Source organism: Capnocytophaga sputigena, assembly GCF_002302495.1.
Taxonomy (GTDB): domain Bacteria; phylum Bacteroidota; class Bacteroidia; order Flavobacteriales; family Flavobacteriaceae; genus Capnocytophaga; species Capnocytophaga sputigena.
This window is the reverse complement of record NZ_CP022379.1, coordinates 2,026,241-2,040,251: the sequence shown is the minus strand read 5'-3', so window position 1 is coordinate 2,040,251 and position 14,011 is coordinate 2,026,241. Positions and strand designations below refer to the sequence as shown.

General features: G+C 38.2%; 15 protein-coding genes. All 15 read left to right on the top strand.

Annotation, left to right across the window (positions count from 1 at the left end):
• Window positions 1–57 precede the first annotated feature (57 nt).
• A complete protein-coding gene (locus CGC57_RS09045; protein ID WP_095898883.1) occupies window positions 58–480 on the top strand; it encodes an organic hydroperoxide resistance protein in 423 nt (140 codons plus the stop codon).
• Window positions 481–589: 109 nt separating this feature from the next.
• Window positions 590–1,375, top strand: coding sequence for a DUF481 domain-containing protein (locus tag CGC57_RS09040; RefSeq protein WP_095898882.1), 786 nt, complete (start codon window positions 590–592; stop codon window positions 1,373–1,375).
• Between the two features lie 47 nt (window positions 1,376–1,422).
• Window positions 1,423–2,088 (top strand): DUF421 domain-containing protein, encoded by a 666-nt coding sequence (locus CGC57_RS09035; protein ID WP_095898881.1) that lies wholly within the window; start codon window positions 1,423–1,425, stop codon window positions 2,086–2,088.
• Between the two features lie 29 nt (window positions 2,089–2,117).
• Entirely contained in the window at window positions 2,118–2,561 is a 444-nt protein-coding gene (locus tag CGC57_RS09030; RefSeq protein ID WP_095898880.1) for a DUF2262 domain-containing protein, read from the top strand.
• Between the two features lie 15 nt (window positions 2,562–2,576).
• Window positions 2,577–3,047, top strand: coding sequence for a hypothetical protein (locus CGC57_RS09025; RefSeq protein ID WP_095898879.1), 471 nt, complete (start codon window positions 2,577–2,579; stop codon window positions 3,045–3,047).
• Window positions 3,048–3,089: 42 nt separating this feature from the next.
• A complete protein-coding gene (locus CGC57_RS09020) occupies window positions 3,090–3,767 on the top strand; it encodes a hypothetical protein (RefSeq protein ID WP_232747229.1) in 678 nt (225 codons plus the stop codon).
• 61 nt (window positions 3,768–3,828) lie between these two features.
• Window positions 3,829–4,659: a hypothetical protein gene (locus CGC57_RS09015; RefSeq protein ID WP_095898878.1), complete on the top strand. Its 831-nt coding sequence runs from the start codon at window positions 3,829–3,831 to the stop codon at window positions 4,657–4,659.
• A gap of 76 nt (window positions 4,660–4,735) precedes the next feature.
• On the top strand, window positions 4,736–6,052 hold the full coding sequence (locus tag CGC57_RS09010) for a DUF389 domain-containing protein (RefSeq protein WP_002679510.1): 1,317 nt from the start codon (window positions 4,736–4,738) through the stop codon (window positions 6,050–6,052).
• Between the two features lie 142 nt (window positions 6,053–6,194).
• A complete protein-coding gene (locus CGC57_RS09005) occupies window positions 6,195–6,539 on the top strand; it encodes a YciI family protein (RefSeq protein WP_002666814.1) in 345 nt (114 codons plus the stop codon).
• Window position 6,540: 1 nt separating this feature from the next.
• Window positions 6,541–7,761 carry an RNA polymerase sigma factor gene (locus CGC57_RS09000; protein WP_095898877.1) on the top strand — a complete coding sequence of 407 codons (1,221 nt, stop codon included), beginning with the start codon at window positions 6,541–6,543 and terminating at the stop codon, window positions 7,759–7,761.
• 59 nt (window positions 7,762–7,820) lie between these two features.
• Window positions 7,821–9,383 (top strand): hypothetical protein, encoded by a 1,563-nt coding sequence (locus CGC57_RS08995; RefSeq protein WP_095898876.1) that lies wholly within the window; start codon window positions 7,821–7,823, stop codon window positions 9,381–9,383.
• 52 nt (window positions 9,384–9,435) lie between these two features.
• The gene (locus CGC57_RS08990) at window positions 9,436–10,605 is read left to right on the top strand and encodes an alpha/beta hydrolase (protein ID WP_095898875.1); all 1,170 of its coding nucleotides are present in this window, start codon (window positions 9,436–9,438) and stop codon (window positions 10,603–10,605) included.
• 8 nt (window positions 10,606–10,613) lie between these two features.
• Window positions 10,614–11,078, top strand: coding sequence for a DUF302 domain-containing protein (locus tag CGC57_RS08985; RefSeq protein ID WP_095898874.1), 465 nt, complete (start codon window positions 10,614–10,616; stop codon window positions 11,076–11,078).
• A 238-nt stretch (window positions 11,079–11,316) separates the two neighbouring features.
• The gene (locus tag CGC57_RS08980) at window positions 11,317–13,422 is read left to right on the top strand and encodes a subtype B tannase (RefSeq protein WP_095898873.1); all 2,106 of its coding nucleotides are present in this window, start codon (window positions 11,317–11,319) and stop codon (window positions 13,420–13,422) included.
• A 159-nt stretch (window positions 13,423–13,581) separates the two neighbouring features.
• Entirely contained in the window at window positions 13,582–14,007 is a 426-nt protein-coding gene (locus tag CGC57_RS08975) for a MarR family winged helix-turn-helix transcriptional regulator (protein WP_095898872.1), read from the top strand.
• Window positions 14,008–14,011: the final 4 nt, after the last annotated feature.

The window sequence follows — 14,011 nt, the reverse complement described above, 5'->3', positions numbered from 1 at the left end:
ATTTGTTGTATCTTTGTCTCTCAAAAATAAAGTCAAAAAAAATAAATAAGAATTATTATGAAAGCATTGTACACAGCAGTGGCTACCGCTACCGGTGGTCAAAAAAGGAAAGTAACTTCCGATAATGGCGTGTTGAGCCTTGAACTGCGCTCTCCTAAAGCCTTAGGTGGGGCTAATGATGATTATACCAATCCTGAGCAGATTTTTGCAGCGGGCTATGCAGCTTGTTTTGATACTGCCCTGAATTTGGTTATCAAGCAAGCTAAAATAACCACTGACGAGACCTCTGTAACGGCACACGTATCTATAGGGAAGCTCGATAATGGCGGGTTTATTTTTGCAGTAACCTTACAAGTAAACATACCCGAGGTATCCCTTGAACAAGCTGAAGAACTTGCCGCTAAAGCGCATCAAGTTTGTCCGTATTCTAACTCTACTCGTGGAAATATAGAGGTTACTACAGAAGTTACCAATAACTAAAAAAAATCCCTGTGAGGTATGATACCTTACGGGGATTTTTCTATTAACTAACTTGCTAATCACCTATTTATTCTTACTTTTGCGCCTTGAAAAGAAAACATTAAGTACAATGAGAAAATTACTTTATGTGTTATTAACACTATTATCTTCGGCTTCTGCCTACTCACAGATGCTTTTTTCGGAAAATCTCACGATGACGATAGACAGTACCAAAACCTTACAAGGTAGCTTGATGCCTATCTTGAACTTCAAAACCGAAAAAGAGAATATTTTCACAATTAAAAATACTGCTAACCTCAACCTGCTCATCAATCGCAATAGGGTTATCAATGTAATCAACAAATTTGAGCTTTCTACTTATGGTAGTCAAATAATCTTAAGTGGTGGGTATATACATTTGGAATATCGCTACTTGTTAGACCACGCTTTTGAGGTGTACCCTTATGCCGAATCACAATGGGCAGAGAGTAGGGGGATGAATCACAAAATTTCTACGGGTTTGCAGTCGCGCTATCGATTAGTAAACACTAATTCCTCACTGATGTTTGCTGCTGCGGGTTTGTTCTTTGAGTATGAAAAATGGCAACACCCAGCCCCTGATGCCAATACCCCTGATCACGCTTATAGTCGTAGTATCAAAACTCATTTATCGCTCAGCTACAAACTTCGATTAAATGAAAAATGGGAACTTATCACCACTGCTATACATCAAGGGAAACCTGATAGCACTTACTTCAAAGAAGCGCGTTTTGGCGGGGCACTCGACCTCACTTATAACATCACCCCTACCATAGGTATTGTGGGCACTTACCGACTTATCTACGACACTGCCCCTATTGTACCTATAAAAAAAGACTATCATTCACTTGAAGTTGGGCTTAATATTTCATTCTAATTATCAATTTGTCAATTAACAAATTGTCTCATCAATAAATCAACTTTATGTTTACAATTCCTTATATTGAATCTGAGGAGTTTTTCTACTTAGATGTATTCCTAAAACTGCTCTTAGGATTGTTGGCTATTGCCCTAATTATCAACAAATCGGGCAAGGGTAATTTAGCGCCCACTTCAGCTATGGATCAAGTACAAAACTACGTACTTGGGGGTATCATTGGGGGCGTAATTTACAGTCCGTCGGTTACGCTCTTTCAGTTTGCTATTGTATTGATTATTTGGGCATCACTCATCATAGGGTTACGCCAGCTGAAAACTAAAAACCACGCTTTTAGGAAGTTTATAGATGGTAACCCCGTGATTGTTATCAATCGTGGCAAGATAGACATTGCGGCTTGCAAAAAAGCTAAAATTACAGCACACGAACTCGCTTTCAAACTCCGCAAAGAAGGGGTTTACTACATCAGGGATGTAAAAAGAGCCGTACTTGAACAGAATGGCGAGCTCATCATTGTATTATCGGGTGAAGAAAATCCTAAATACCCTATCATCACCGATGGTATTATCCAAAAAAGCGTATTGGAAGATGTAGATAAAACCGAAGAATGGTTGCTTGCGAAGCTACAAGAATTAGGCTATAACAGTCCGTCAGAGGTATTTTTAGCAGAATACGAAAGCGCACAAATAAAAGTCATACCGTATGATAATTAGCAAATTTGATAATTATTTAAAACAAACTTATGAAACCATATAAAATTACAGATTTTACACAGCACACTGATGACCCTACTTCTTATGATGGGACGGTGGTTATCAATGGAAAAGAATTAAGTGTGGACATCATCCTTGAAGATGAAGGCGAAACTGAAAAGATAGAACAGCAGATGAACTCTTTTTTCAGTGAGATAAACACCCTTCTGCCCAAAGCCAAAGAATGTATTGCCGAGAAATATTTAGACCTGTACAATGACAATTGGCGTTTTGGCGATGATGACGAGGATGATCCTGATAAACCTGAGCTTACTAAAGAGGAATTTATGGAAGCCCTTAGCTTGCAAAGTCTCTTGTTTTACAGCGAGGATATAGAAGTTTTCTTTGATGACAACGATATGTTCTTGGGACACTCACTTATCGCCTCAGAGTTTGACGGTGAGAATTTTAATGATGCCCAAATGTTTGGTTAGAATAATTGATTGAAAATGAACTTAGAAACTATCATTACCCATTACAGAAATTGCTTAGCGGCATTGCCCGATGCCATACTTATAGGCGAAATCCCCGAAGGAGCTGAAAATATTCCCTCAGAGGTGTTACAACTCATAGCCCCTGCACATTGTGCTTTTTTAAAACTTTGCAATGGTGGGTCTTTTGGCGATATCATTCTGTGGAATACAGAGGAACTACTAGATAACCAATACCGCGTCCCTGCCGAACAGCCCTCGTGGTATGAAATAGGGCAGTTGCTGTATGAACCTCTTTTTCTTGACAAACACACCCAACACGTAATTTTCCCTGCCGATAGCTATGAAGGTATTGAGGAGATTGATGTTGATTTCAATACTTTTGTAAGCGAATACATCTTTGGCAGTAAGTACAAGGAAAAAATTATAGGCTATGACAATGCCGATGATGATTGGTCAGTATTTTTAAACAATTCTTCTATATGTTAAACCGCTATATAGTGGAGTTACAGGGCATAAAAACATCAAAAAATGGATAAGGAAAAAGCAATTATGGAGGTTTTATATTCTAAATATGGATCTATTTTAGAAAAGTATGGTTATAAACCTAATAAAGCGAAAAACAAATACAGCATCAAAACAAAAAACAATCTATCAGAGGTTAGTTTTCTTTTTTCTAAACGCAGTAATATCCTGCATCTTGTATATTCGTATACAGATTTGAAAGCAGGAAAATTACATATAGATATAGAAAACCAAATCCGTATAGAAGAAGGAGAAAATGCGCTTAAATTTCTGCGACCCACCTTTATCATCACCGATTGGAAAGATATCTTTACCTTGTATGGTTATGACTATCGCGAAATGACAGGTTGGTTTTCTTCAATTGAAACTATTGAACATTTGGAGGAAAAAACAAAAAATACATTTCCACAAGCCTTAGAAATAATCATTGATTTAGATGAGAAATTTAAAACATTGGATGGGATATTAGATGTTTTATGGAAAAAGAACAATATAAATGAATATATGGATGTTTATGATGCCATCAATATATTGGTAATAAACAAATTAAAAAGTGAAGAAAATCTATTAGAATCCTATCAAAATATCATTTCTTGCTCTCAATATAAAAGCCTTCCAGAGAACACCCTACAAGAAATTACAAAATATTTCAACACACTGAAAAAATCTAATTCCTTATACTAAAAAGAAACATTTCACAGCTCCCCTACCCTTACAGCAATGAATTAAAAAATAAGTTTTTCGTATGCAAATAAAGAATTTTCCTGTAAACTCTAAAAACTCTTATGTCGTTTTTGAAAATAATGACAAAATAGAAGAATTAGAACCTTTTATGAAGGAAAACAAGCTATCACGCATTATTTTCTCAGGATTTTTAGGGTATAACAAATCTGTTCTTCCCTTCAATGAGAACATAGATTTGATTGAAGAAATTTCCCTTCAATGTTCAAAAATAACTGATTTGACCCCTCTTTATCATTTAAGTAACATTAAAAAAATCAGTATAGAAGAAAATGTGGCTCTTGCTCATCCGTTTGATATTAGAAAAATAGCTAACCTCACTGATTTCTTTACCGATGACACGCTTGAAATAGACGGTTTTTTTGACCACCCTACACTGAAACAGCTACATATAGAGCCTAAAAAAACAAAAAAATTAGACATACATAACGAAAATAATATTTTAGAAAGTCTTAGCATTGCCAATAGTCATATACTAGATTTATCCAATTGCAAGAAACTCACCCAGCTGAAAGGTCTATATATAGCTTATTTGCCTAAAATTGAAGATATTAACTTCATTTTAGATATGCCTACACTCACAGATATTGAAATATGTTCCTGCAAAAAAATTAACAACTTGATTGCTACACTTGCTCAAAAAAATAACTTAGAAAAACTAACTCTTTGGAATCAAGGCAATTTAGACAGTATCATTCCATTATCAAAATTAGAACATCTAACCACCCTTAACATTTGGGAGCAAACCAAAATTATTGATGGAAAGATTTTATTTTTGGAAGAAATGCCAAATCTAAAAAAAATAGATATAAGAAAATATACACACTACCATTAAAGCTAATTTGCTAATTAGCAAATTATTACTATCTTTGCCCCTAATATTTAAACTAACATCATAAATACTTAACATTATGAGTTTTTTGAAAAACCTACTTAATCTGCACCAAGGCGAAGAAAAAAAAGAAAAAGTAATAGAAGATATTCTTAGCAATATCTCTCTTCGCGGTGCCAATCTATGGATTTTGGCTTGTGCTATTGTTATTGCATCTATCGGACTAAACGTCAATTCTACGGCAGTCATTATCGGGGCGATGCTTATCTCTCCGCTTATGGGGCCTATTGTGGGGGCAGGCTTTGCATTAGCTACCTACGATTTTGACTTATTGAAAAAAACAGGACGCAGTTTGCTTATCGCTACGGTAGTGAGCCTTATAGTATCGTTTATCTACTTCTATATCAGTCCGTTTAAGGATGTGCAATCGGAGCTTTTAGCCCGTACCTCGCCTACTATTTACGATGTGTTCATCGCTTTTGTGGGTGGGTTGGTAGGTGCTATCTCCCTCACCCGTCAAGACAAAGGAAATCCTATCCCAGGGGTGGCAATTGCTACTGCTTTGATGCCTCCACTTTGTACAGCAGGCTTTGGTTTGGCAACAGGCAATATTAGTTTTTTTTTAGGGGCTTTCTACCTCTATAGCATCAACTGTTTCTTCATTGGGATTGCTACTTTCCTCATCATCAAATACCTGAAATACACTCCTAAAAACACGGGTAATGAAGCGCTTAACAAGCGTTTGCGCGTTGTTATCACCACATTGGTCATCCTCATTGTTACCCCCAGTTTGTATTTGGCATATAGTCTTTTGAAAGAGAAGGAATTCCACGAGAATGTAGCTCATTATATCACTGCCGAGTTCGAAAACAACGGTTATACCATTATTTACAAGAAAATACACTACAATACGAACCCTAAAAGCATTGAATTGGCTTTTTTAGACAAGAAATTTACCGATGAGGAAGTAAAAACACTACAAAGTAACCTCAAAAACTTCAAATTACATAATACCAAACTCATCATCAGACAAAAAGAATCGGAAATTGATAAAGAAATACTATCGGAAATCAACAAAAACAAGTCGTCGCTCTCTAGTAAAGATGTGATGATAAAGAACCTAACTGACGAGCTGGAAAAATACAAGCCTACTGATGCTACTTTTGCTAAAGAAATGCAGGTATTATTCCCAAGCATAGACGATTTTTATTTTGGTAAGCTGAACCTCTTGTCTAATAAAGATTCTCTACAAACGGCTACTGTACTGCTCTACACCCTGAAAAAAGATACTATAAAGGGCAAAGAAGTGACTAAAGAAATAGATGCCGCGCGATTGCAACAATGGCTCGCTGAGAAGTTTGGCGATAAGAAAGTGATTTGCCGAGTAGCAGATTAGGTCGTAGCACAACAAGCTATAAAAAAATCCCCGTGTAGTGAATAACTGCACGGGGAGTTTTTTATTTGCTAATTTTTACTATCTTTGTCCCCATAGAAGAATTTCAATCGTTATAGAGGTATAATATTAAATTTAAAAATATATGAAAGATTTTGTATTGATTTTTCGTTTGAACAACATCGCTGATTTCAAACCTACTCCTGAGCAAATGCAAGAACGTATGAACTGGCTTGCGGGTATCGCTTCACAAAACAAATTAGCCGACAAAGGCAATACCCTTTTGCCTATTGCAGGCAGTGCCAAAACTATCAAAGCCGATAAGGTTGTAACCGATGGACCTTTTACCGAAATTAAAGAGTTTATCAGTGGCTATGTAGTAGTGAAAGCCGAAAACATTGATGAAGCAGTAGAAATGGCTAAAGCTAACCCTATTTTTGAACAAGTAGGAGGTAGCATCGAAGTGCGTGAAGTGCTAAAAAGAGATTAAAATGCCTCACTCACAACTTTTATCCGATTTATTTCGAAAAGAATACGCTAAAATGGTGGCAGTGTTATGTCGCCATTTTGGCTTTTCTCATTTGGAAATTGCTGAAGATATTGCGAGTGATACTTTCTTAAAAGCCTATGAATTATGGGAAATGCAGTCCTTGCCTGCTAACCCTACTGCGTGGCTTTACACCGTCGCCAAAAACAAAGCTAGGGACTATGAAAAACACGTAGCTATATTTGAAGATAAAGTAAAAAAGGCACTTACACCTACTGAAAAAAGCGAAGAACTTACCTTTGAAACTTCTGAAATAAACGACAGTCAGTTAGAAATGCTTTTCAATATATGTGACCCTTCTATTTCTGTAGAATCACAAATAAGTTTGGCTTTGCAAATACTCTGTGGTTTTACAGTAGAAGAGATTGCCAATGCCCTACTCACCCATACCGAAACTATAAAAAAACGACTTCTTAGAGCTAAAAGCAAACTCAGAGAGCATCATTTTCAAATCAAAACCGTAAGCCCAGCCGATATACAAGCCCGATTAGAAACTGTACTGCGCTGTTTGTACTTATTTTTCAATGAAGGCTATTTTTCAGAAACTAACAATCAGTTCATACGAAAGGAGTTCTGCAAAGAAGCCTTACGTCTTACGCTCTTACTTGCCGAGCACCCTCAAACTGACACACCACAAGTGAATGCTCTTTTATCGCTGATGTGTTTCCAAAGTTCCAGACTTGAAGCTCGTATCAATACCACTGGTGAAAACATTCTTTATGAACAACAAGATAAAAGCAAATGGGATAAAGAACTTATACACAGAGGCAACTATTACTTAGTAAAAGCCTGCGAAGACTCTCAAATCTCTAAATATCACTTAGAAGCTGGTATTGCCTATTGGCATACTACCCCTACCGATGAAAATAAGTGGGAGTATATTCTTCGCCTATATAACCAACTCATTATCATTGAATATTCTTCTGTAATAGCCTTAAATAGGACTTTTGCTTACGGCAAGGTGTATGGCAAAGAAAAAGCTATTGTAGAGGCTGAAAAATTAGGATTGCAAAACAATCGTTACTACCACGAGTTATTAGGATATTTGTATACTGATATCAATAACCAAAAAGCAATTGCTCACTACCAAAAAGCGATTGCTCTTTCTAAATCGGCTAACGAGCGAGCTACACTGCAAAAACAGATAGAACAATTAGTGGAATAAGAGGAGTAGTTTTATTTGGAAATTATTACTATCTTTGCCAACAAAAACCTTAGGACGATATGTTAAAAAACTTTACTCTTATCATTGCGCTCTTGCTCACTTCTTTAGCGCAAGCACAAAAAGAAACTTCAACCCGTCATATCGATATCCTCGCTTATAACTCTGATGGGGGACTTTATTTTTATACTCAAAAACAGAAAGACAAGTTTTCAGAGTTAGAATTTGATGCTCAAGAAGATGAAAATCTAGATACCGATACCGAAGTCTACGATCTCAAATTGGTTGATTATAATGAGGAGATTTTAGAGACCCTGAGCGAGATAAAAGAGGACGACAACAAAATTATCTACCTCAAAGATATACAACGCACTACCCCTAGCGATTTTGTAGGCAAAACCTTTAACACACTTCCTCCTATCTATGACGAGGATACTCAAACAATTGTCAAGATACTTACCCCTCACTTGGTTTTGTTATGTGATATAGACACAGAAGAAGAAAAACCTTATCAAAGAACAGACTATTATGCACTACACACTATCCATCTAAAAAAGGGGCGAAACATTTACCTCTTGAGTGATGGAGGAAATATCGAGGGTTTTATGGTACCCTTAAAAGATAAAACCTTGTTTTTAACTGACAGAGAGACAACGGTGCTTGCGCCAACTCAATTCCCTTCGTCCTATAAAGATGACTTTATAGATTATGAGCCAGAAGAGCATCTCATACTTCGCCCCAAAGGCAAGCGTTATGAGCTTATGAATACCTATAAAGAAAAAGTGCTTTCAGGCAGATACGATACAATCTATTATGACAAATTTGGCGTTATAGCCAGAAGAGGAAGCAAATTCACTCTCTATGATAGTTACTTACAAAAAAAATCGTTCAAAGGGATGCGCAGTGCTTATTTCTACCGCGATGGCATTGAAATGCTTAACAAGCAAGGAGCAGCATATTACACAATAGAAGGCGAACGTATCGAGAAATTTCCAAAAATCAGTTACTCACTCTGCGGAACAGTATATGAAACGCGTTATTCATTGAAAAAAGACCCTGAAAAATCAGAAAACCCACATTATATGCTTTATGGTTTTGGAGGCTTTGCTTCAAAGTTCGAAGCCGAAAAACGAAACTATCTTTCTGATAGAAGTGCCGATGAAACACTTTCTTTCATTAATGGTAGTAGGTATTTTGAATGGGATGAGAATGACTTTTTTGTCGATAACATTTATCATCACCCAGAGCTTATACGTGTGCAACGCGGGAACAAATACGGACTGTTCAAATACAATTATCAAAAGATTTCAGAAAAAGAATTATATATTGAGGGAATAGAGGAGGATAAAGAAAATGAAGAAGAAAATAGTTTTAAACGCAATGTACGCAAATATGCTTCAGCACATCTCATAGGAGACGAACAGCTCCCTATCATCTACGATAATATTCAGCAACATAAGGATGGACTTATCTATTTCTACAAAGATAATAAGATAGGAATCTACCCCCAGCATAAAAAGGTTATATACGAAAAAATAGAACCCCAAACCCACTCTTTCTATCAGATTGTAAAGAAAGGTAAAAAAGGTTATCTAGACATCAGAACAGTGAAAGAGTATTTTTAATCCTTCATTACTTTTATACTTTAAGATTACAATTTCCTCACTGTATTAGCAAATGAAAATGAAAAAGATGTATATCCTTATCACCATACTATTGCTCTTGCTCGTGGCAGGGGCTTACTATATATTTCGCCCGACCCTTTTTGCAAAACCTACAGGCAAGTATGCTGTTGGCACAGTAACCTATTGTGTAACCGACCCTAATAGGGAAGAAATTTTCATCACTGATAAACACCAAGCCAGACAAATCCCCATACAAGTGTGGTACCCTGCCGAAAATACCTCTCACCCTGATTACGCCCCTTATATCCCTGAAGCTACAAAGGTGAGCGAGGCTATTTCACAGCTTTTGCACATCCCAAAGGCATTGCTTTATCCATTGCAATTCAAGCGTTCGAATGCCTTAGTAAAAGCTCCTGTAAACAAGGAAAAAGCGCAATATCCTGTACTTTTGTACCTCACAGGACTTTATGGTCACCGATGTATAAATACTTTTCAGATACAAGAGTTGGTCTCTCAAGGCTATATAGTAGTGGGTATTGATTGTCCGATAGCGGTAGCCTTGGTGACTTTCCCCGATGGCAGTACGCTCAAAAGCCTGCCGCGAACACTCATCGACCCTATGCTCAATGAGAGCTTAACAGAAGAAAATCCTCTTCTGAGTTATAATGGAAAAACTTTTGAAGGGGGATTGATAGCCTACTTCGCCAAAGATGTATCGCAAGTAATAGATTTCCTCACCACACTGAATACCAACGACCCTAACAATCTTCTTTACAATAAACTCAACTTGGATAAATTAGGAGCTTTTGGGGTCTCCCTCGGAGGAATTATCGTATCAGAAGCCTCGTGGAAAGACCCCCGTATCAAGGCTAATTTGATTATGGAATCACAGATTCCGCTAAAAATAGCACAAACGGGCTTGCGTGTTCCTACAATGGTGATCACACGTCCGGCAGAAGCTATGCGCACAGAAAGAGAACGCTCAGGGGGGTGGACAGAAAGCGATATTCAAGAGCACCTCAGCACAATGGAAAACCTATGCAAAAACACAGCCGAAAGTGAATTTGTACAAATCCCTGATATCTTCCACGTAGATTTTACCGATGCGCCTTTGTGGGTGCCTTTTCCTCATCTTTTGGGATTTAGTGGCAAAACCCCTATTGAGGAGACCCACCACAAGCTAAATGAACTTACCCTTACTTTCTTTGCAAAACATTTATAATAAACTATATGAAACACTTAATTATCTTCTTATTATTCCCATTCTTAGCTGCGGCACAACCTATTATTAGCTGTACAGATATGATAAAACCTTATGCTGATTTTGAGAGTCCATTGGCTTTTGAAGAGACTGTAGCAGCACTTCAGAAAACACTGAACAGCAAAGGGATTACCATTTTTGCTACTATCAAACACCACAAGGCAGCCGAAGCAGTAGGCGAAAATATGCAGCCCGCGACTGTACTTATAGTGGGCAACCCCAAAGTAGGTACTGCTCTAATGCAAGAAAACCCTCGCTTGGCTATTGAACTTCCTTTGAAAATTCTCATCTACAAGGAGGAAAAAATTGTACGCATACGCTACGAGAAAATCTCTGCTATCGCCGAAAAATACCATATAAAGCAAAACTTCGCTACGGCAGAAAAGATAGACACCGCAATGCAACATTTGATTAAATTAGCAATTGAAAAATAAGCAAATTAGGTCGTAGCACGAGTCATAGCACAACACACAATAAAACAACTCCCCGTAGCGCAAACAGCCTATGCAGCTGGCACCACTGGGAGTTTTAGTATTATTGATTTTATTTAGGCATGTCACGCGAAACCCTTAGCCGTTTGTATTTTGCCTTATCCCAAAAAAAATGATATACCTCTCAGCAATATACATATTTTAGATGTATCTTTGCCCCGAATTTTAAAAAGAAAAAACAATGAAAAAATTAGTAGTATTGCTCACCCTTATCTACAGTGTAGCTGGGGTAGCACAGAACAAAAAAGTACTTTTTGTAGTAACAAACCATACCCAACTGGGAAATACAGGTGAAACTACAGGCTATTTTCTATCGGAAGTGACTCACCCCTTAGAAGTGCTTACTGAGGCTGGCTATAAGGTCGATTTTGTAAGTCCGAAAGGTGGTAGCACTACTGCCTATGGTGTGAAGTTAGACGACCCTATCAATAAAAAATATTGGGAAAGTACCGACTATCAAAAACAATTAGCTCATACCCTTGCCCCTTCGCAGGTAAAAGCTAAGGACTATGCCGCTATCTTTTATGCAGGAGGACACGGCACAATGTGGGATTTTGCTAGCAGTGAAGCCCTTGCTAAAATAGCGCAACAGATTTACGAAAAAGGGGGTGTAATAGCTGCAGTGTGCCACGGGCCATCGGGTTTAGTGAATATTAAGCTCTCTAACGGCAAATATTTAGTAAGTGGCAAAACTTTGAGTCCTTTCACCAATGAAGAAGAAGAGGCTGTAAAACTCAGCCAAGTAGTGCCTTATTCGTTAGAAAACAAGCTCAAAGAGCGCGGGGCTATCATTGATAAAGCGGGCTTGTGGCAAGACAAAGTGAGCGTAGATAATCGCGTAATCACAGGGCAAAACCCGCAATCAGCTAAGAGTGTAGGCGAAGCAATCTTAAAAGAACTGCAAAAATCACCTCTCCGCTTTGATGCTTCTAAATACACTACCCAACAAGTAACACAAGGTAACCAGACCCTTGCAGTACGCGCGTATGAAGGAATTGTATATGTAGCCAATCCGGTAGAAGAGCAATACCAACAGTTGAATATTTACATTCCTGAAGCCTACTTCAATGGCGAAACAATCAACGGCTTTAATGCTCAAACTGCCCCTATCTTCTTTCCTAATGGTGTAGGAGGCTATATGCCTGCCAAGCCTCTTTCGCTTACTGGAGGTAAGTTTAAAGACACAAATAATTCGCTTATTGTGGCTCTTAGCAGAGGTTTTGTGGTTGCCTCACCTGGTGCGCGCGGACGTACCTCGGCTACCGGCAAAGCCCCCGCTGTAATTGTCGATTTAAAAGCTGCCGTGCGTTACCTCAAATACAACGATAAAGAAATACCAGGCGATGCCAATAAAATCATTTCTAATGGTACGAGTGCAGGAGGCGCCTCATCTGCCCTTTTAGGAGCTTCGGGCGACCAAGCCGATTACGAGCCTTACTTAAAGGAATTAGGTGCTGCCCCTGCTACCGATGCTATTTTTGCCGTATCAGCCTACTGCCCTATTACCAACTTAGAGAACGCCGATAAAGCCTATGAATGGCAGTTTGGTAACCTTAGTCAGTATAAAACGATGGAGGTTTCTATGCTTGATTACAACGTACAACGCACTTATAAGACAGGGACTTTTACCGCTGAGCAAGCTAAAGTTTCTGCTGACCTTAGAAAAGACTTCCCCGCTTACCTCAATAGTCTAAAGCTAAAAGACAGTAAAGGCAAACAGCTTACTCTAAACTCCAAAGGCGAAGGTAGCTTTAAAGAACTACTAAAACAAACGGTTATAGCGGCTGCCGAAAAAGCACAAAAAGAAGGTACTGATCTTAGTCAATATTCTTTCCTTACCCTTAAAAACGGTAAAGTTACGGCTATCAATTGGGAAGGCTACATCACTTATATGGAGCGACACAAAAGTCCTCCAGCCTTCGATGCCCTCGACCTAAGCACAGGAGAGAACCAACTCTTTGGCGATAGCACCACCGATAAAAAGCATTTCACCCCTTATGCTTTTAAGAACAGTATTGTAGAGAGCCAAATGGCAGATGCCAATATCGTAAAACTGATGAACCCAATGAGTTTTATAGGTAAAAAGAATGCTCATTTGCCAAAATATTGGCGCATACGCCACGGGGCTAAGGACAGTGATACCTCAGCAGCTATATCCTTAATTCTTGCTACTACACTCCAAAATCACCGCTACGCTGTAGATTATGCCCTCCCTTGGGATAAACCTCATAGTGGTGATTACGACCTCGAAGAACTCTTCGATTGGGCTGAGAAAATTAGTAAATAAACGCATAAAATCCCTCGTGTAGTACCTGCTACACGGGGGATTCTTAGTTATTGAACTACCTAATAATTCATTATAAAATTACATTGTGCAAAATTTATTTGTAAAAAATTTTGTTGTTTAAAATATTAATTATACTTTTGCCCCCGAAATCAAGAAGTGATGATAGAAGAAAACTTACAATTAAGCGCTCAGGTATGCTTTCCGCTCTATGCGGCTTCGCGTAAGATTACACAGCAATATGCTAAATATCTTACCCCCTTAGACCTTACCTATCCACAGTATTTGGTACTTTTAGTACTCACGGAAGAAGGCTCTCTCACGGTGAATGCCATAGGAGAAAGGCTCTACTTAGACAGTGGTACCCTTACCCCTTTGCTTAAGCGAATGGAAGCCAAAGAATTGCTCACTCGTATCCGCTGCAAGAAGGACGAACGCATTATGTGGATAGCACTGACCGAAAAGGGGCAACAGCTACAAGAAACCATCAAAGACATTCCTTCGCGATTGAAAGAGTCAATAGCACTTACCGCTGAAGAATTAGAGACTCTTAGGACATTAGTAAACAAATTATTAAATCATAAATAAAAAA